Annotated in this window: 16 protein-coding genes and 4 pseudogenes; 11 read left to right on the plus strand and 9 right to left on the minus strand. The window is 55.1% G+C overall.

From position 1 onward, the window contains the following. The first annotated feature begins 798 nt into the window (after positions 1-798). From HYG81_RS41655 to HYG81_RS41675, 5 genes are all read left to right on the plus strand, one after another. Positions 799-1833 carry a TRAP transporter substrate-binding protein gene (locus HYG81_RS41655; protein ID WP_226778044.1) on the plus strand — a complete coding sequence of 345 codons (1035 nt, stop codon included), beginning with the start codon at positions 799-801 and terminating at the stop codon, positions 1831-1833. A 57-nt stretch (positions 1834-1890) separates the two neighbouring features. Next, positions 1891-2451: a TRAP transporter small permease gene (locus HYG81_RS41660; protein ID WP_226778046.1), complete on the plus strand. Its 561-nt coding sequence runs from the start codon at positions 1891-1893 to the stop codon at positions 2449-2451. A 1-nt stretch (position 2452) separates the two neighbouring features. Then, complete coding sequence (locus HYG81_RS41665) at positions 2453-3748, plus strand: TRAP transporter large permease (RefSeq protein ID WP_226778047.1); 1296 nt, start codon at positions 2453-2455, stop codon at positions 3746-3748. A 602-nt stretch (positions 3749-4350) separates the two neighbouring features. Beyond that, positions 4351-4794, plus strand: coding sequence for a universal stress protein (locus tag HYG81_RS41670; protein WP_226778049.1), 444 nt, complete (start codon positions 4351-4353; stop codon positions 4792-4794). A 412-nt stretch (positions 4795-5206) separates the two neighbouring features. Further along, positions 5207-6250: a mannonate dehydratase gene (locus tag HYG81_RS41675; RefSeq protein ID WP_226778050.1), complete on the plus strand. Its 1044-nt coding sequence runs from the start codon at positions 5207-5209 to the stop codon at positions 6248-6250. A 31-nt stretch (positions 6251-6281) separates the two neighbouring features. Here the strand turns inward: HYG81_RS41675 and HYG81_RS45630 are convergent. The 4 genes and pseudogenes from HYG81_RS45630 to HYG81_RS41690 form a co-directional block, all read right to left on the minus strand. After that, positions 6282-6395, minus strand: a pseudogene (locus HYG81_RS45630) (hypothetical protein); the annotation flags it as partial. 160 nt (positions 6396-6555) lie between these two features. Further along, entirely contained in the window at positions 6556-6744 is a 189-nt protein-coding gene (locus HYG81_RS41680; protein WP_226778393.1) for a transposase, read from the minus strand. Positions 6745-6818: 74 nt separating this feature from the next. Further along, positions 6819-6989: a helix-turn-helix domain-containing protein gene (locus HYG81_RS41685; RefSeq protein ID WP_233289935.1), complete on the minus strand. Its 171-nt coding sequence runs from the start codon at positions 6987-6989 to the stop codon at positions 6819-6821. A gap of 135 nt (positions 6990-7124) precedes the next feature. Further along, on the minus strand, positions 7125-7301 hold the full coding sequence (locus HYG81_RS41690; protein WP_226778051.1) for a hypothetical protein: 177 nt from the start codon (positions 7299-7301) through the stop codon (positions 7125-7127). A gap of 1237 nt (positions 7302-8538) precedes the next feature. Here HYG81_RS41690 and HYG81_RS41695 point away from each other — a divergent pair. From HYG81_RS41695 to HYG81_RS41705, 3 genes and pseudogenes are all read left to right on the plus strand, one after another. Continuing rightward, complete coding sequence (locus HYG81_RS41695) at positions 8539-9312, plus strand: IclR family transcriptional regulator (RefSeq protein ID WP_226778052.1); 774 nt, start codon at positions 8539-8541, stop codon at positions 9310-9312. 179 nt (positions 9313-9491) lie between these two features. Beyond that, positions 9492-9659 (plus strand): hypothetical protein, encoded by a 168-nt coding sequence (locus HYG81_RS41700; RefSeq protein WP_226778053.1) that lies wholly within the window; start codon positions 9492-9494, stop codon positions 9657-9659. Positions 9660-10700: 1041 nt separating this feature from the next. Further along, positions 10701-11377 (plus strand): annotated as a pseudogene (locus HYG81_RS41705) (IS6 family transposase). Between the two features lie 301 nt (positions 11378-11678). Here the strand turns inward: HYG81_RS41705 and HYG81_RS41710 are convergent. Continuing rightward, entirely contained in the window at positions 11679-12101 is a 423-nt protein-coding gene (locus HYG81_RS41710) for a GlcG/HbpS family heme-binding protein (RefSeq protein WP_226778054.1), read from the minus strand. Positions 12102-12642: 541 nt separating this feature from the next. On the opposite strand from HYG81_RS41710, the pseudogene HYG81_RS41715 reads away from it, so the two are divergent. Next, positions 12643-14300: pseudogene (locus tag HYG81_RS41715) on the plus strand (aldehyde ferredoxin oxidoreductase C-terminal domain-containing protein). Positions 14301-14414: 114 nt separating this feature from the next. On the opposite strand, the gene HYG81_RS41720 reads toward HYG81_RS41715, so the two are convergent. Both HYG81_RS41720 and HYG81_RS41725 read right to left on the minus strand, forming a co-directional pair. Beyond that, complete coding sequence (locus HYG81_RS41720) at positions 14415-14552, minus strand: ubiquitin family protein (protein ID WP_226778055.1); 138 nt, start codon at positions 14550-14552, stop codon at positions 14415-14417. Between the two features lie 97 nt (positions 14553-14649). Further along, positions 14650-15492 carry an NAD-dependent epimerase/dehydratase family protein gene (locus HYG81_RS41725; RefSeq protein WP_226778057.1) on the minus strand — a complete coding sequence of 281 codons (843 nt, stop codon included), beginning with the start codon at positions 15490-15492 and terminating at the stop codon, positions 14650-14652. A 471-nt stretch (positions 15493-15963) separates the two neighbouring features. On the opposite strand from HYG81_RS41725, the gene HYG81_RS41730 reads away from it, so the two are divergent. Next, positions 15964-16890 carry a dihydrodipicolinate synthase family protein gene (locus tag HYG81_RS41730; protein WP_226778058.1) on the plus strand — a complete coding sequence of 309 codons (927 nt, stop codon included), beginning with the start codon at positions 15964-15966 and terminating at the stop codon, positions 16888-16890. 253 nt (positions 16891-17143) lie between these two features. Here HYG81_RS41730 and HYG81_RS41735 read toward each other — a convergent pair whose 3' ends face one another. Then, positions 17144-17449, minus strand: a complete 306-nt coding sequence (locus tag HYG81_RS41735; RefSeq protein WP_226778059.1) for an L-rhamnose mutarotase — start codon at positions 17447-17449, stop codon at positions 17144-17146. A gap of 117 nt (positions 17450-17566) precedes the next feature. Next, entirely contained in the window at positions 17567-18712 is a 1146-nt protein-coding gene (locus HYG81_RS41740; protein ID WP_226778060.1) for a mandelate racemase/muconate lactonizing enzyme family protein, read from the minus strand. A 206-nt stretch (positions 18713-18918) separates the two neighbouring features. On the opposite strand from HYG81_RS41740, the pseudogene HYG81_RS41745 reads away from it, so the two are divergent. Then, positions 18919-19182, plus strand: a pseudogene (locus tag HYG81_RS41745) (MATE family efflux transporter); the annotation flags it as partial. Positions 19183-19477 lie beyond the last annotated feature (295 nt).

The following is a 19477-nucleotide window of genomic DNA, read 5'->3' on the forward strand; positions in this document are numbered from 1 at the left end:
CACTGCCACATCGTTACCATGCGGATAACTGACCTGACCAGCGTGACCCGACAGCGACGACCTCATGCAGCAGCTGATCCACTTAGTCGACCTGCTCTACTGACCTGCAGAATTGAGACTACGACTGGTGTCCGCGGCAGGTGCGAGCACATCGAACTGTATCAGCACTGATGGTCCGTCCCACTCGGAATATTCGTCCTCGAGGACGAGGAGGCCGATCTCGCACTCTCGAAACCGCCCTGCGGAGAAATTCGAAGGACAGATTTGCGATTTCGCCGTGCAGTCTGTGAGACCACGACCCGATCGTCAGCGATCGGGACACCCAACGCTCTCGCAGTCGTCCTCGTCGCCTACATCTTGGTAACCCTCAATCGTCCCGTAGATGTCAGCGTGGTCGGGCCTGCAAGAATACACTTGACGGGACGAGGTCCGTTGGTGACCCTCTCCGAGAGCAGCAGGATGCTGGCGTCACGCTGACCCGAGAAACGCCACATAGTCCAGTTTCAGTATCGCAAAACCGTGATCAACTCGAGGAGGCTGAACTCGTTGATCGAGACGTTCCTGATTTAGTTACCGTGCCGATTGCAGATGAGTAGTGCTCTTGCAAGATAGTCACAGCGCGCACGCGTTGGTTCAATGTGGCTGATGTTCTTGAGACGGCCTATTACTGTAGTGACTGCGAAGATAGCATGTTGTTCCGGCTCCAATTGAAGATGTACACTCATCAACCGAACAGATCGAGAGAACCGGATGCCCCTAATAATTAGATTTATATCCCTCCGCCCCAATGGTGTGAGTATGTCTGGCAAACAGACCACTGGGAAGGAGAGACGTTTAGGTAACATGACCCGTCGTCAAGCTGTCAAGATGGGAATTGGTGCATCCGGACTCGCGTCTCTTGCTGGGTGTATGGGTGGTGGCAGCGATGGAACGACCATCACCATGGCGAGCGTGATGGAAGAGGGAACCTCTCTAGTCTATGCGGGTAATCAATTCAAAGACCGCATCGAAGAGGAATCAGACGGAGACATCAGCGTCGAGTTCTCCTACGGCGGTTCGTACGGGTCAGAAACCGAAACGTTCGATCTGATGAATCAGGGTGCAGTTGATATGTACACCGGTGGGTCAGACGCTTACGACATGCACTCACCCGAGTACTACTTCTTCAACTCGCCGTTCGTCCTCGACAGTTTCGAGCACCAGAAGCGGATCATGGAGTCGGACGAGTTCCAAGAAGAAGTGTACCCGTCCCTTGAGGAAGCAGGGATAAAGGTCGCCGGTCCTCGGGTCTACAGAGGGATGCGTCATTACACGTCGAACGAGCCAGTTCGTACTCCTGAGGACGTTCAAGGGATGGATCTACGGCTTCCGAGTCACGATTCATGGGTAAGTGCGTGGGAAGCCATCGGTGCGAGTCCATCACCGGTCTCACTCGATGAACTCTACTCCGGTCTTCAACAGGGTGTTGTTGAAGCTTCCGAAGGTCCACCAGCCCAAATCGCCTCGCTTAGCCTCTGGGAAGTGCAGGACTACTACAGTAAAACGAGTCATCTTCCGCAGAGCGGGCAGATGTACGTCAGTACCAGTTTCTACGATGGACTGGATCAGTCTCAACAGGATATGATCGACGAGATCGTCACTGAAGTTTCCGAAGAGGCAACCCAATGGGCCCGAGACTCGGAAGAAGAATTACTTACTGAGGCCGAAGAGGGCGGCATGGAAATCATCGAGGATGTCGACTCGGAGGCGTTCTATGAGGAAGCCTCCCCTGCTATCGAACAATTATTCGAAGAGAAGTATGCGGGTTCGTGGGAGCAGTGGCGTGACATCTGAGTGAGCCAATCTCCCTGAATCGGTGCTATTATATTATCACGACCATTATTATTGAACATGGATATCGACCAATCACTGGGATTGAAAAGAGATACATGGTACGACTGGGTTGTACTAAATGTAGCAACATTCATCTTTATTATGATGTTGGTACTGACAGCATTCCAGATACTCGTCCGTATTTTCAATCTTCCGGTCAGCGGAGGTGCATGGTGGACAGAGCCGCTCGCACGGTATATGCTCATAGTTGGGACATACGGCGGGGCTGCAGTCGCCTCCAGAAACGGCGAACATATTAAGATGACAATCGTCTCTACCCAACTCGAAAAACGATCTCCAGTGATCGGATCGATCGTCGATATCTTTGCACAGGTCTTGACGATTGTCTTCCTGATCATGTTGGGATATGCCGGCTTCCGTGCATCGCTTCAGAACTGGGATACGCCTATGATGGCTGTAGGCGAGGTACAACAGGGATGGATATACGGATCAATAACGGCCTTCATCGGGATGATGGTGTTCTACGAACTAGTCAATCTGCGCTCTCTACTAATGACAGCCAATTTTAGTCAACAACTCATGAACAAGGAAAACCGCGCGAACAAGGAGGGAGAATAAGATGGAGCTATTACTGATCGGACTCATCTTCCTCGGCGGATTGCTGTTCCTCTATGCACTCGGCATGCCCGTCGCGGTCGCGATCGGATCAGCATGTGTCCTCATCATGCTCTCCCCATTCGGTCCGCCCCTCAATTTCGGTTTGATGTCGAACCAGTTGATGCACGGCCTGAATTCGTTTACGTTACTCGCAGTTCCGTTCTATCTCATGTTAGGTCGGTTAATGAACAGAACGGATATGACTTCGGAAGTTTTTGACTTCGCGAACGCGGTATTCGGCCGAGTCCGAGGCGGAATTGCGCAGGTTAATATCGGCGCAAGCGTCATCTTTTCCGGGATGTCCGGACTAGCGGTCGCTGACGCTGCGGGACTCGGCCGGGTCGAGTACAATGCGATGCGCGAACAGGGATATGATAAAAAGACGGCAATCGGTGTCACTGGCGCGTCATCGATCATCGGACCGATCATCCCGCCAAGTGTACCAATAATTCTATATGGTGTGTTAGCGGAAGAGTCCATCGGGGCGCTGTTCCTCGCCGGAATTGTACCTGGGCTACTACTTGCAGTTGTCCTTTCTGTATTCACGTATCTCGTCGTCCGGTGGAAAGGATACGGGAAAGGCGAGGCCGTCGGACTCCGTACGATCGGTCAAGAGTTTGTCAACGCTCTCCCTGCGCTAGTGATCCCTGTATTCATCGTCGGCGGAATTCTCTCAGGGATGTTCACCGCGACCGAGGCCGGCGCGGTTGCAGTCCTCTACGCAATCGGTCTCGGCTTCTATCAGGGCTCTCTCACTGGAGGGATACTGCTCGAGGAATTCCGAGACGGGATGGTCGAGACGTTCTCCATTCTGTTCATTATCTCTCTCGCTATGCTCTACGGTCTCGTTGCGCTACAGCTCCGGATTCCGATACTGTTGGCTGACGCGATTACAGGCTTTACGACGGATCCGACAGTGGCAATCCTGATCTTCGTTCCGCTGTTCATGCTCATCGGGACGTTCATGAGCATCACCGCAACGATCATGATCATGGTTCCGATCCTCATGCCAATCATTGGGACACTCGGAATCGATCCGATCCACTTCGGGATCGTGATGATCCTCTCGCTCATGACCGGCGTCGTGACGCCGCCGCTGGGATCGGTCCTCTTCGTCTTGGAAAAGGTGACCGATGCCTCGCTCGAAACTGTCATGCGAGCGATGGTCTTGTTCTACATTCCGTTACTAGTCGTTATCTTGATTGTCGCCCTCGTACCTGAGGTTTCAGTCTACGTCCCGAACAACTACTTCTTCTGATCCAACTTCCCGTTTTTACACGTCCATCACAGTAGATAGTGCCCAGTATATGACGCCGTAGTACCCCGAGAACCGCGTGAACAATTGCTTATTAGACGTACCGAAGTATCCAGACATCGTCTAGAGGGTGCTCATCAAGAATCATTCCCTACTACCAACCATTCTATTTCTAGAAATTGGTCGATTTCCCAGCAGTGGCGAAGCGTTCAATTTGCGCTAAAGTTCTAGGCGTGCTCAACAGACTGTGGTAGAAAATAGGGTTGGCAAGTGTGAAGCGCGCTCTGGACGCATTGATTGCTCAGTCACCGCTGTATCGCAGGGGTGAAGCGGACGATGTGTAATCACATATTCAGGGTCTCTTTGTGGAGAGTTCGTGGGTCTAATGCCAAACAAATAGATATGGACGCTGGGATTCAATTTGGGCTTAGTTGGTCTGCAATACGTAATTTTGAATGAGCCATTGAGCAGAAACTGCTTCAAATCTATTCTCAAGCGGATTCAGACGGTTGGAACGTAGATATCGCTTCGTCGTCTCACAACAGTCTCTGGCAGCTTCTCACTGCAGGCTGAGTTTTATATATCTTCACGAGAGTACTGATAGTATGGATACAGTGCTTGTTGCTCAAACGGGCGATGAACCGGATCAACAATTGCTGCGTACGGCAAAGCGACATGTTACCGGAACGGAGACTAAAATCATATTCTGCAGAATTATAGACGAAAAGAAGGTTCAGAATAACGTTCAACGACAGGCAAACGCGGAAAGAGAAATCGAAAGCATCGACGAAATGGAGGAAATCGCAAAGACCGAAACGAACGATATTGCGAGCGATGCGTTCGGTGACGATATCCCATACAGAGCAATAGGTCTCGTCGGGACGATCCCGGACGATCTTCTCCAAGTAGCCGAGGAAGAAAATTGCGATCACATCTTCATTAGCGGAAAGAAGCGTTCCCCGGCCGGAAAAGCGGTTTTCGGCGATGTGGCCCAATCGGTTATCCTCCAGTTTGATGGGCCGGTCACGGTAACGACGATGTCGAGCTAACGCAGTGGCATCGGCCAAACGTCGCGAACCGATTTCTAGCAGCTATTGATATCGTGTCTCTATGAAGTGCGGTCCGATCATAATGATCTTTACTTGAATAGGAGATGGATAGTAGAGTTTATGCCTCTGTCTGGTGGCCAAACACATGGCGCAATCGAGTGCGGTGAATTACCAGACTACGAGTCGCCCACCTCTTCACTTCGGGCTTCCCGAGGGAACGTTGCGCCACCTGTCGTAGCTCTTCGAAACGCTAGCCCGTATTGCTGTCCCATAGCAAGCGGGTACAACTAGCTTTCTGGTACAGATATATTCGTATGTGTTAGAGGTATCCTATTTCTCATCTGGTCTCCACCCGATTCGCGGCCGCTGTAGTCTTCGTAACAGTTTAGTTGTCTCGAAATGAGCACAGAGTATGAGCCAGAAGAGTAGTGCAAACGTTCGCGTTGGCGTTCGAACACGGTCCCTTTCGGAGTCTCGATTACGGTACATTCGTCAACTGGGTGCAACGGACATTTTTGTTGATCACGCTGATACGGAGGAGGAACCCGACGAATTCAACGACCGCGATGGAACAGATACGATCGCAGTCGGTCCAGACCAAATTCCGTCCGTTTCGGAACTCACGGCCGCTCGAGAACGGATCGAGGACGCAGGACTGTCCTTTACGGGCATCCAGTCGCTCCCGTATTCGATGTACGGCGACATCATGTTCGACCGTGACGGTGCGGACGAAGCGCTCGATCAGATCACGACCCTGATTCGGAATCTCGGAGAGGCTGGCATCCCAATACTGGGGTATCAGTGGAACCCCCGCAGCGTCGTTCCAATGCGCACGTCCCCGGTCGAAGACCGAGGCGGCGCCGAATCCACTGCCTTCGATTACGACGAGCTTGACGAACCGGATGAGCTCGCGCCCGGTATCGACCGCGAGTACACCGAAGAGGAGTTCTGGGACAACTACCAGTACTTCCTTGAGAACGTCCTTCCGGTCGCCGAGGAGGCGGGTGTCGACCTGGCGCTTCACCCGGTTGATCCGCCGAGTATCGAATCACTCGGTGGGATCCCGCGCCTGTTCCGCAACGTGGAGAACTTCGAGAAGGGCATGGAGCTCGTCCCGAGTGATAATCACGGTCTAAAGCTCTGCCTGGGCTGTTTCTCACAGATGGGTGAGGATGTTACCGATGTCATCCGTCGATTCGGCGAGCGCGACCAGATTACCTTTATCCACTTCCGGGACGTCGTCGGCACGATGCCGAAGTTTCACGAGACGTTCGTCGATAAGGGTAACTTCGATACCGCTGACGTAGTAAGAACGCTCCACGATGTCGGTTTCAAAGGTCCGGTCATCCCCGACCACGTACCGAAGATGGAGGGTGATGACGACTGGCGACACCGAGGACGCGGATTTACTATTGGATATCTCCGCGGCGTCGTCGATACGGTCCGCTCGGAATAGACTTATAGTGGCTAGGACGAATCTTTACCGGTCAAACACTTCCAGATGTTTGGCTCGTTAATTGCGTTAACTCTCTTGAGATGTTGTCTTTCAAAGTTGAAAGGTCGGAAATGAACCGGTGCTTGAACCGCTCTTGCAGTTGATTCCAGCATCCTTCGACAGGGTTTAACTTGGGGACCTTTGAGGGGAAGTACTACATTTCGAGCTTATCTCCTCGCACGCACGAGACCGAACTGTCTCCGACAGTTTCGGTCTCACGCTCGCCGCTCACATGCTCCCAGACATCTCTCGTAGAAGCAGCCCGCTCAGTCAAGGAACACTACTAACCCTTCCCCAAATCTCTCAGTAAACGCATCTAACAGCCGAATTCCGTGCTTTCGCATAAGATTCTCTTCTGTCCAGCAGTAGAATCTGTCACCGTCGTCGGTGACAGCGCCGAACACTGTCACCTTCTCCCAGGAATTAGCCGTTTCGATCGTCGGATTTGACCCAATCGGATACCACCCACGTCGTTACACCGTTCCGACTCGTTTGGTGAATTGATCAATGACAACGACGCTTTTCTCGGTCAGCTCCGGTCGCTTTTTTCGACTGTCTCCTTGAACTCGACTTCTTCTTCAGGATCAGCTTCGTGATGGCGCGGCCGTGCTATCCGCCAGGACAGCTCGGCCTCGTTCAACAACGTGTATGCGTGGCTCTTACTGTACTCAACGTCGTATTCTTCTTTGACGTAGTGCAACAGAAGATCCGGCGACCAAGCTTGTTGGTCATAGCCAAGCTCGGTCGGTGGCTCTTGGAGTTGCTCGAAAAACCACTCACGTTCGTCAGATTCAAGTTTTGATGGGCCTCCTGGTCGAGGAGCGTCGTAGGGTGCCTACTCGATCGGTTCGAGGAAGAACCGATCGAGCCAGTTGCGGATCGTTTTCTCGACAACACCGTGGCGCTCAGCGAGTGTCTCGATTTGATCGCCCTTTACGTCTAATCGCTGCGAGAACGTGTTCTCGCGGCTTTCCTTCGTCTGTTTGCCCGCGTACTTCGTGGAATTCCTCAACCGTAATGTCGTCAAGCCGACCAATTACCGATTCTGTGTACTCTACTGGTTAATAACTTTACTAGTCCCTATCAGATAATGCCGTCGACCGAGGTCGAGTAGATCCATTCATTCAATTTGACTCCTACAATTCTTTTCATAAATGTAGAATTCACCATTACAAACACCGAATTTATTAGTTATCTGATGCCAAACGAGACGAGCAGAAAGCATAGAAGCGTGAGCCTGAAGCCGTACTGCCAGCTTGCGGCGACCGCGATACTTCTGGCGATAATATCGGGTTTGAGACATCACCAGCCGTCATCGTAACGCCAGTCGCAGTACCGACCTGAACTGGATAGAGATCGACAAGGATAGGAAAGTGGGAAACACCGTAAAGAGCCGTTCCAAATTTAAATAGTCTTGTTGTGACGAACAGCAAGCCGGATTCGCCGTCACAACGAGCGTGGCGGCAGAGGTCAGTGTACTCAGTACCAGGAGCATTCGTTCGCCGCTGCAATCGATAAAGTCCTTTCTGGGAGTTGACCGAGTCCGTATACATGCCAGAGAACGGTCAACAGAAGGCCTGCTGATATAAGGGAAAACTGTAGCCAACCGCAGGTACGGAAGTAGCGCCGGATACATCATCCGGACGCTGATTGATAGTGATCAACCAGATGCAACGGCAATTCATGCCCCCCTCGTTCATCGATCCAGAGTGTTTTCGCTACTCGTATCGAAGTAGATGACGTGCTAAGGGCGATGCCGAAACGCGAATACATTTTTGTTGACATATATGACCACTGATGATCACCTCCGACAAATTGTTTCGGCTCTTCCGGTTCCCCTTCGCCGAATTTTTCATTTGCACGTATGTAGGTAGGAGAACACTATTGGTTACATTAGTATGGATGTAAAGAAATAGTATTTTTGATCGATACACAGCACGACAAAATTCTAATTCTCCGCTACCACGCCCTAAAACCGCCATGTTCGGGGTTTTCAGGGGTGTTCGCGTACGGGGAATACCAAATCCGTTCTTGAGGGGACAGCCAGTACCATTCGAAGGATTACCTGAAGAGCAGTCGCGGTCAGAATGCAACTGGTAGCGAGTGGCCTGCCCATATGAGACGGAAATTGTCGACGAATGGCGATGTCAAACGAGCATTTTTCCTCATTCGACAACCAGTGGATTCAACGAGGAAGGGTTCCGCTCTGAGGAACATACTTATGTAGGAGAAACCCACCATGTCTTGGTATGGTAAACACCCCCCACAAACGCACCGGACGCCGAATCCAATCAGTCGAGATTTCCTTTACCGTTCTCGATGCCGTTCGAAAGAACGACCGGCCCAGCGTAACCGAACTCGCCAACGAACTCGGCCACTCGAAGAGCACGATCCACAGTCATCTTCAGACCCTCGAGAGCGAGGAGATCATCGTTCGCGAGGACGACGGTTATCGGCTGAGCCTCCAGGTACTGGACATGGGCAACGACGTCCGCGATCAGGTCGCCAACTATGACGTGATCGTCGACGCGGTCGACGAACTGGCAGAGCAAACGGGGGAGATCGCGCAGTTCGGACTCGAGGAACACGGGCAGGTGTCGTACCTTTACAAGGCGATGGGGAACCAGGCCGTCGAGACGGCCTCACGCGTCGGCGGGAAACAACCGATGTACTCGACCTCGCTTGGAAAGACTGTCCTCTCATTTCTCCCTTCCGACAAGCAAGAGGAGATCATCAGCGAGACGACGTTCGAACGAAAGACGCCGAAAACGATCACAGATCAGGCAAGTCTCTACGAGGAACTCGAGGAAATCGCCGAGCGGGGGTACGCGATCGACGACGAGGAGAACATTGAGGGGCTCCGCTGTGTCGCCGCGCCCGTGCGGAACGGGGCGTCGGTCGTCGGCGCTGTCAGCGTCACCGGTCCGGCCAGTCGGATCACGGACGACTACCTCCACGGCGAACTCGCCGAGAGCGTCCAGCGGGCGGCCAACGTCATCGAACTCAACACCAAGTTTTCGTAACCCGAACGTAGGCGGAGGACTTGCTTTCGTCGCGTCCATGGGGGGAATTATTACGCTCGCGAGTACAACGTGGGTGGATCGATCTGCGATATGTCGCGGCACAATCCGAATCGGTCGCGGTCTGAGGAACGAACCGAAATATTAGCTACCTGAACTAATTAGATAAGACGAACTATTTCGTGCCGCTCGAGGAGACGACAGCCGACGGCTACCCAAAGCGGACTGAACTGTTTGTCGACCTCGTAACCGAGACCAGGGACACCAAGGGGAACCTCGAGACGGAGGCGACACCGACGGATGTCGGACCGTCCGACCCAAATTTCAATCCGTCCGAGCAACACCTCTAAGCGACCGCCGGAATGGGCCACGTGCCAATGCGAACTGTTCGAGACGATCCGGCTTCGTATTCAATTTCGTCGGACGGCTGGTCGAACCCGGTGAAACGTTCACCTAGGACGGCGTCGATCTCACCGTCGAAACCGTCGATACGACGCGAATCAAACGCGTGGGAGTTATCGAACTGGAGCCAGCGACGGCCGACGGTTCCGGTGTGTCTACAGCCAGTTGATCGGTCCACGGTCGTACTCCTTTCCAGAATTCACGACTGCTCGATCAAACATCTCCATCCTGTGCGTCGACCGTCGAACGGCCGCGAGGTTTACGATGTCCGTGAGCTCGGCGTCTGCGAGCGACAGGCTACGTTGCGTGTTCGTTGGTTTCGTCGTCACTATCTCAATCATTCACGCTGGATCCGCTTGCTGGTACTCAAGCGGATCTTCGTCCAATATCCTGCTGTGTCTCTCCTGTGTACTATCAACGGTACGGCTGCTCACAATCAATCGATTCCATCGGCCGGTATTCGGCTCGAGGAGAGCAGAACGCACTCAGTCGGCCGCGTGTCGCGGGACGTGACCGCAACTAGTACACTCCCACGAACGGTGTTCGGAGACGAGATCCCCCTCGCAACTGGGACATTGATACGGCTGCACGGCTACTTGCTGACAGGCTGTCATCACTCTCCGTTCGCCGGAACCGGTCTTAAACCTTCTCCCCGCTAGGGAGGCCATGTTTCTGTTAGAGCGGCCATCGTTGGTGACAGTGATTCTATCTGCATCCTTTCGATCACGTTTGGTTATTAGTGAGAACAGTTTATCAGTAAATCCTCTTTATAACCCTCTCCTGGAAACACACTCCTCTATTGATATATCTGATCGATATTACTGTTAGTTGGATCAGTAGCAACGTTACTATAACAAACTGCAGTATGTCAATCATTGGAACCAATGTACTTCTTCTACTCACGCCTATAACTGTCAGTCCCATTTTGTGGGCACTGTCTATTTGAGCCAGTTTGAGAAACAAGCAGGCCGTTAAGTAAATTGGTTAGGATGCTCGCAGACCTGTTCAGCGAGAGCTATGATTCGGATTTAGAAGAATCTTGGGAGAATGAGCGAACGGCGACGCCCATCAGGGCGTTCGTCGTCCGCCTCCATCAGACCGGTTGTTCGCTTCGGGAGACAACAACGATTCTCGCTGAATTAGGCGTTGAGTGCTCTCACCAAGCAATCTGGCACTGGATACATCGGCTGGCTGACAGCGTCTCAGACCCGCCGACGTCCACAAGAGCGAAGCTCTCGTGCGGCCCATCAGAACGCGAAGCGTTCTGAGGACGGTGAAGCCGTCACGGGTCGCCATTGATGAGACTGCTGTCAGGATTAACGACGACTGGTCTTGGGTATATGCTGCAATAGACTTAGACTCGCGGTTCATTCTTGATGACGCAGTATTCGGACGACGAGGCACCGATCCAGCTGCTGTGTTTCTCCATCGATTGACCGAGAAACACGATCTCTCCGACACCGTCTTTCTCGTTGATGGCTATCTGACTGCCCTCTCTCGATTAGGATTGAGCGGTCAGCTCGACTACGTTGATCGAAAAGTGTTTTCACATCCGTAAGATGCGTGTTGACCGCTTCCAGAACTCGTGGTGGGCAGTCGGGCGACCGTCAGAAACTGTTTTGAGCAGTTCGTACACTACTATAACACGAAACGGTCGCACCAATAACTCAACAGACAGATGCCAGCGGGGACGCTAAACTAGACAGTGCCCTATACATATACCATCCACTATGTGACTGTCGTTCACTGTACACCGCTTTGCCTGCCTTCCATACGAATCGAATTAACGCACTCAAACCGAAGCTAGATCGCGCGTCCTATCTGGAACTGACTCGTTTCGTCACTGACCAAAATCGGTGTACTGCAGAATCTGCCTTCGACATCTCACTTTACCATATTTATGGCAGGTCTTTCGTAAAAACTGACCGCGTGAAAAGACGCCGTTCCGGATGGAATCCGAACCGTTGTTACAGGGACTCTTCGAATGCCGTCACGCCAGCGCTGGCTACCGCTATATCTTCTGAAACGTCTCCACCACTGCAGCCGACTGCGCCAACGACAACACCATCACTCTCGAGTGGAATCCCACCACCGAACGTGACGACGCGGTTATCGTCAGTCGACTGAAGGCCGTAGACGTCCCCACCAGGTTCCGACCCCTCTTTCAGCGCTTCCGTCGGCTTCTTGACGGCTGCTGCGGTGTACGCCTTGTCTCGAGCAATGCTCGCTGCAACCAGTTTTGCCCCATCCATTCGACGGAACGCGAGCAGATTCCCTTCATTGTTCGTCACTGCGAGGTTCATTGCGACGCCGAGTTCGTTTGCTTTCGACTCTGCCGCGTCTAGTATCTCCTTTGCCGTTTCTAGCGAAACAGTTTGCGCTGTTCTCATCTACTCATAGTGTGATTGGACTAGTGTAAATACTCTTCGAAACGGGAGATAACTGAGATCGAAACCGGGGACAGGACGGCCTTCGAAATTCGACGCAGGTGATTCCGGCGAGTACTCGCCTGAGTGTATTCTGCACCTGTATCCGGCTTTGTCGGACACACTTTCGGTCTCTGATTTCGTGCTGACGAGTACGATTTCACTGTTTGAGACCTATCGGTTGGATAATGGGTTCCCGAGTCACCGCTCCCGTTCAGTACTCCGAATTGCATTTCTGTCTCGTCTTTTGTTCGGTGTCACCGGATACGTATGCCTACAACTATTTACAACAGTATGCCTGTAATACGCTGCGGGCCAATGCGTAGTCTCCGGTACTGGATCGTCCGGTCGTACTGTCTGTTCCGCACTCCCTCTCAGTTTCTGCCTGTGCCCCCTCCAGATAGTATGGTAACAGGAACCGTCCGGTTGCACCGGATATTCTCGTTCGAAAACGGGCGAACTACCATCACTAGCTTTTTCATCTCGAGGTACATTGGACCCGGCAATCCTCCACGCGAAGGGATCGCTCTGTACGATTGACGTTGGCAGTCGATCCATAACGACGGAATCTATCGAAGACGAACTCTCCGAATTTATCGGTGGACGAGGTGTCGCAACCAAGCTCGCACACGATCGAATTCCGTTCGATGCGGATCCATACGGTTCCGAGAACCGACTCTACTTCTCGACTGGCCCGCTCCAGCAGTCACAGATGAGTTTCACCGGTCGAATGAACTGTACCGCCCTCTCACCGCTGACGGATGGGGTTGCCTCGGTGAATGCTGGCGGCTATCTCTCGCGGAACTTTGTTGGAACTGGCCACAGCGTCGTCGAACTGACCGGCCAGAGCGACGAACTGCTCGCAGTCCACGTCACCGACGATGATATCGAATTCGAGGAAGTCCCTGAACTCAAGGAGGCGACTGTTCCCGAGGTGACTGTGGTAATGAACGAACGCCACGGCCTCGAAAGCGGAAACCTCGCGACGATCGGCCCGGCTGGCGAGAACCGCGTTCGATTCGCCTACGTGATGACCTACGATAGTCGCGCGTTCGGCCGCGGCGGACTCGGCGCAGTGATGGGGTCGAAGAACGTCAAGGCCATCACCTTCCAAGACGACTCGGCACCCGACCTAGAGGTCCCCACCGAGGAGATCCAGTCGGCGGTCCACCGGGGAGCCGCCACCAGCGACCACATCATGCGCCGCCAGGGAACGACGAACTCGATCGAGTTCATCAACGACAACTTCTCGTTCCCGAAGCGGTACTTCTCAGAGCGGTCCTTCGGGGATATCAAGAACATCGACGGCGACGCCGTCGAGGAAAAGAAGTACAAGAAGGTTTCCTGCTCGGTCTGTGCGTTCGTCCGCAAACTCCCGACGAAAGACGAGGAACGCGGCGTCGAAACGGAAGGACCGGAGCTCGAGACCGTCTTCTCGTTCGGTTCGAACTGTGGTATCGGCGATCTGGTCGACATCATGCAGTCGAACAAACTGTGTGACCGGTACGGTATGGATACGATCTCCTGTGGGAACGTCATCGCGGCCTATCTCGCGAGCGAAGACGAGTTTAGCAACACCGACCTCGTCGAGAAGATCGCCTTCCGTGAGGAGGAAGGCGATCTCTTGGCAGAGGGCGTTGCCCGCGCTCACGACGATCTTGGCGTCGAGAACTACTCCGTCAAGGGCGTGAGTTCGCTACTCACGATGGCCGTGTACTCCACGGACAGGGACTCTCCTACGCCGTTGCGAACCGCAGCGGCGATCACATGTACTCGACGACGCTTGCCGACGAGTACGGCGGAGATGTCGATCCGCAGGGAACGGCCGGCAAGGCCGAACTCGTGATTGAAAACGAAAACCGCAACGCGCTCAGAGACAGCGGCCTCATCTGCCGGTTCGGCGTCGGCCGTGCGGTCGAGGGTGACCGGTTCGAAGCCCTGCTTGACGCCGACTACGACGACCTGCTCGCGGTGGGTGCACGTATCGTCGAACTTGAGCGTCACTTTCGGAATCAGCGGGGTCACGACGCTGACGAAGACAGGCTCCCCTATGACATTCCGGACCTTGCATCGTCGGTCGAGGAGTATTACGAACTCCGCGGTTGGAACGACGACGGGACTGTTCCATCCGGTACTGTCGACGAGTATGCACAGGCAGACTGAGAACGGGTCTGATTTTCGCTTTTCGTCGGTTTTGCACCGTTCCGTAACCGGTGTTGAGAGGTGGTGAAACAAGGAGGAGCAAGGTCTGAGGCTGTCGGGATTCGGTAACGTGTGTTAGCCGACTTCGGCCGGCGGTGACGCACTCAGTTCGTCACCGTCCTCGACCGGTGTCTCGATGCCGTCCTCGAAGGCGACGTTTCGACCGTTTCGCATGCCACTAACTGATCCGCTGAACTCGTCGCCGTTGAACATCAGGTCACGAACCGCAGAATACTCGGTCGCGAGTTCGTCGAAGTGTACAGGTCACGTTCATCAGCTGTCGGTTCATCGTAAATCTCCTTGAAAGTCTCTATTCAGGCGGTGCGTCCCACTCCTCACCGTTGTCCTGTGGCTCGTAGCCGATGGTCTCTCGGGCGTTTTCGATGCTGTACCAGCGTCGATCGTTGTCGCTGACGCCGCTGAAGATCTCGAAGCCCGCCTCGTCGGTCTGCAGACAGCAGTCGATCATGTGTCCGAAGTCGCGTCGGGACTGCCACATCCCTTTCATCCGGGCGACCTGCTGTTCGTACTCGTCGCTGCCACGTTCGTACTCCCCGTCGTCGACTCCGTGTTCGGCATCACCGTACGGATGATCGTACTCGGGCATCCGGACGCTGCAGATCCGGATCGCGTGGGCTCGCTTCGGGTACTCGTAGTTCTCGACGTAGTACCGGCAGAGATCCTCGCCGAAACTCTTCGAAACGCCGTAGTACGAGTCCGGACGGACGGGATCCTCGTGGGAGAGTTGGAAAGGAGCCTCGGAACCGTAGTAAAGGTCGGGGGCGTTTTCGGCTTCGTACATTCCCATGACGTGGTTCGATGAGGCGAAGACAACCGTCTCGAGTTCGGCCTCGCGGGCGGCCTCGAGGGCGTTGAGTACGCCGATGATGTTGGGTTGGTGGACGTCGTCCCATGTGCCGTCAGTGAAGGGGTAGCCAGCGAGATGGATCATCGCGTCCTGATCAGCAGCCGCCTCGCGAACGGCGAGACCGTCTGCGACGTCGGCGACGACAGTGTCGTGGTCGCCGTATGTACTGCTCTCGTCGGGCTCCTCACGGTCGAGGTAGGTAAACTCGTAGTCGGGTTCGTCGTGCAGTTGGTCGATGATTGCGGTTCCACAACGGCCGTACGCGCCGGTTAGCAGGACGTTCATAGGAATCAGTTGCCGCTACGCTCTGATAATCGTTTGGTTAGCGGATCACGTCGCGCCGAGAATGCATTGCATCGTGAGTCGACACCGATGATGTGTGCCGTTCATGGTGTCGTGAGTGCCGATAGCGATGCGTTGCCGACGCGGTGGTCCAGGAGGTTGACCCGGCACGCATGATTGGGTGGTGCCGATTCAGTCTCCGAGCGTAGGTGGGTGACGCCAGGCATCTGACAACCTAGTGGGCACTTGGTGCAGTCTCTGGAGATGCGCCGACGGTGTACGTTGCGACATCCGAAATTGTCTCTTCGAGGGACTGAGTCATGTTGACGATAGCTGCTTCTCCGTCGGGTTTGTGATAAACCTTGGTGGACGGTTCGACCCCGGGCGACCGAACTCATACCGGTCGCCAGTTATTGAGTCGAGTGTCGAATCACGCTGCGATAGCTTTATTTGATATCTGCCTGATTTCGAACCATGGCATACGCCAAGCTACAGGACGGACTACGGGACGTTGCAGTTGGAATGTTGACGCCATTCGACGATGATGGTGAGATCGAACACGAGAAAATCGCCGAAAACGCAGAGGATCTCTCGGGTCAGGGGCTCAATACGTTTCTTGCGTGTGCGAACATCAGTGAGTATCACTCGCTAACACACCAGGAACGTATCGACGTGACTGAGACGAGCGTTGCGGCGCTGCCCGACGATGCCTGCGTACTGGCCGGTGTTGGTGGAAGCACGAAGACCGCTCGAGACCTCATCACCGCGTACGACCGGATTGGTGTCGACGCGATGATGATCATGCCGCCGGACCATACGTATATGCACGAACAGGGACTGCTCGAGTACTACGAGGCGCTTGCAGACGCGACAGAGACCGCGATCGTTCCGTACATCCGCGGGTTCGACCCATCCGTCGGATTTCTGGCAGCATTGACCGAAATCGAGGGCGTCGCTGGGATCAAGTACGCCCTCGCCGACGCGGTAAAACTCGGTGAAGCGATCGCTGCCGGCGACGACGTCGTCTGGGTTGACGGTCTCGCGGAGCCGTACGCGCTGTCGTTCTGGGTCCAGGGTGCAGAAGGCTTCACTGCCGGTGTCACGAACTTCGAACCGCGACTCGGACAGGAGTTGCTGGCAGCGTTACGTGAAGACGACTGGGAACGTGCCCGTGCGCTTCAGAACGCTGCCGTTCCCTATCAGCAGTTTCGGAGTCGAACGGGCGAGAACAACACGCTCGCGGGCGCAATCAGCGTCTCCGCAGTCAAGGCGGGACTCGAACTCGCGGGCTACCATGGCGGTGGCGTCCGCGAACCGATCGTCAGCCTCTCGGCGAACGACCAGCAGCGAGCCGAGACGCTCTACGAGCGGCTCCAGTCCGATCTCGACCGACTGCTCTGAGCTGGTATAACGACGGTTTCGACGCTCAAGTCTGTCGAACTGCTGCTCGAGCACACGCTCTCCCATTTCATTCGGTCATATCGGACACGAACTGGACGCTGCTGGTGCGATGAGAAGCTGTCGTGCGAACCGATATCGATAGTCTGCGTTCTACTCAGTGCTGTTGGAGGAATAATGGCAACAGTTTGTTTGAAAACCAACGATACCCCTGCCAGTCGACCAGTAGCTCATGGACTGAAGCGGACTGTCGCGCTCAGATCATCCGATACACTTCGTCCATCCACTGATCGCCGTCCTCATCGACGGTAATTCCCTCCATCTCCTCCGCCCAGCGAGCCTGTGCGTCGCTGTTTTCCATTACCTCCTGGAGTGCGTCCGGATCCTCGAGTTCCAGAAACCCGAAGACGTGACCGTCCGCCTCGAAGACGCTGTAGGTTTCGAGTCCGGCGTCGGATTCGAGGTACGCTTCCTCGAGCCACTCAGGGACGTTCTCGTGTGCTTCGCGGTACGCCTCGCGCTCGCCATCCGCGATCTTCAGGTGGAACGCAATACGGGCCATGCGTCTCGAGAGTGGGGGGACACGTTCATAGCTATTACGCTGCAGTCGGCCCGCAGTGACGCCGTTGTCGTCGATCCAGAACGCACCGATGCTGGCCCTGTCGACTCCGACTCGTCCTCACTCGAGTCGGAACCGATCGACCGCCGTTTCGTCGACCTCGATGCCGAGTCCGGGAGACTGTGGCACCGCGAGCGTCCCGCCGGTGGGATCTAACGGTGACTCGAGCAGTTCGTGGCGAAGCGGATTCTCGCTGCGGTCGAACTCGAACAGTACCGGGTCGGGTTCCATCCCCTGGGCGTGAGGGTACGACGAGAGGCTTGCGGCGAACTGGAGCGCGGCCGCGGTTCCGATGGCGCTGTTCCAGACGTGTGGCCGGACGATGGCGTTCGCCGTCGTCGCCAGTTTCGCGACGAACCGTGCCTCGGCGAAGCCACCACACCGCCCCAGATTCGGCTGGATAACGTCGACCAGCCCCTCCTCGAGCAGCCGCGTGAACTCGAATCGCCCGTAATGGGCCTCACCGGCCGCGAGCGGGACGTCGACGCGATCCCTGATCTCTCGGTATCCCGAATAATTCTCCGGTGGAACCGGCTCTTCGACCCACGTGATGTCGTAGGGCTCGAGGTCGCGAATCGACGCGATTGCCTGTCGCGGCGTGTAGTTCCCGTTGTAGTCGACCATCAGATGGGCGTCGTCGCCGAGGATTTCCCGGGCGATTTCGACACGGCAGCGGTCGTCCTCGCGACCGCCACCGATCTTGATCTTCGCCGCGGTGAAGCCGTCCGCGGCGGCCACTTCCATAGGATCGGCGGGATCCTCTCCCCATTCGGTGAGATACATCGTCGACGCGTACGGGACGACCGACTCGACCCGCTGACCGCCGAGCAGTTCGTGGACCGGCAGTCCGGCTGCCTTTCCGCGGAGGTCCCACATCGCGACCTCGACGGCCGAGAGCGCGGACTGTGCGAGCGCCTCGCGAGCGGCGTGATAGCCGCCGATGTCGCCGGTGTAGACGCGGTCGGCCAGTGACTCAGCCTCTATCGGCGAACTACCGAGAATTGCGTCGGCGAACTCGTCCTCGATCAGTGCTGCGACTGCTCGCGGCGAGGCAAAGGCCTCGCCCCAGCCGACGGTTCCATCGTCCGTCTCGAGGCGAACGAGTGTTGTCGATCGCGAGTCAGTCATTCCGCGTGAGCCGCCGAAGGCACGGCCAGGTTCGAGGTCGTGTGATAGCGGAATCGCTGCTAGGTCGATGATTTCCATGTCGTCTGTATGTGTCTCACGATCGGGTCAAATATCTGTTCCTGACTGGCGACGGGCGGGATCTCGTCCTCAAGTAGGGAACCGACCTCGGAGCGGACCTCGAACTGTTCACCATCGTCGATCAGACGCAGGCCAGCGACGGCGAGATCGAACTCGAACTCGGGACCGGGACCTACCGAGTCAATGTGGCACACAGCGGGCTCCCCGTGACGGTTGCTGCATCCGGCCCGCTCGATACCAGTGGTGACACACGAATCCCCTTCGTGAATCAGTTTTTCCGCATCTTCTGTGGGTCGCTCTCGCTCGCGTACCTCGGAGCGATGACGGCAGTCGGATACTGGGGTCTGTATCTCGGCTTTCTCGCGGAGACGAGTATTTCGGCCGCCATTAACTACTGGCAATTTCGCACGAACAAGTGGAAAACGATCAGCGAGAGTTACCGTCCAAACGTTGTAGTTTCCGACGACTGAGATACCAACGGATAGTTCAACTCTCCCTTGTCGACAGCCGTTTGAGATACGACAATTGTCATAGCAAGGTTTTAGTGATTAGCGATAGTCCCCGAACTCATGGAGTACGAGTGTCCACACTGCGATAAGGCGATCGCAGTACAACATCACCCCTCGAGCTGCCCGGACTGTGGCTATTCACCGAAACATGGCGCTGATTAGTCCCCGGCCGAGTCGTCTGGCTGGCCATTGCACGCTTGACAGTACTAGCGCGACGCAGTATGGATCCAGTGACAACAGGACTGCTGGTAGGGGC

It is taken from the genome of Natrinema zhouii (assembly GCF_013456555.2).
Classification (GTDB): domain Archaea; phylum Halobacteriota; class Halobacteria; order Halobacteriales; family Natrialbaceae; genus Natrinema; species Natrinema zhouii.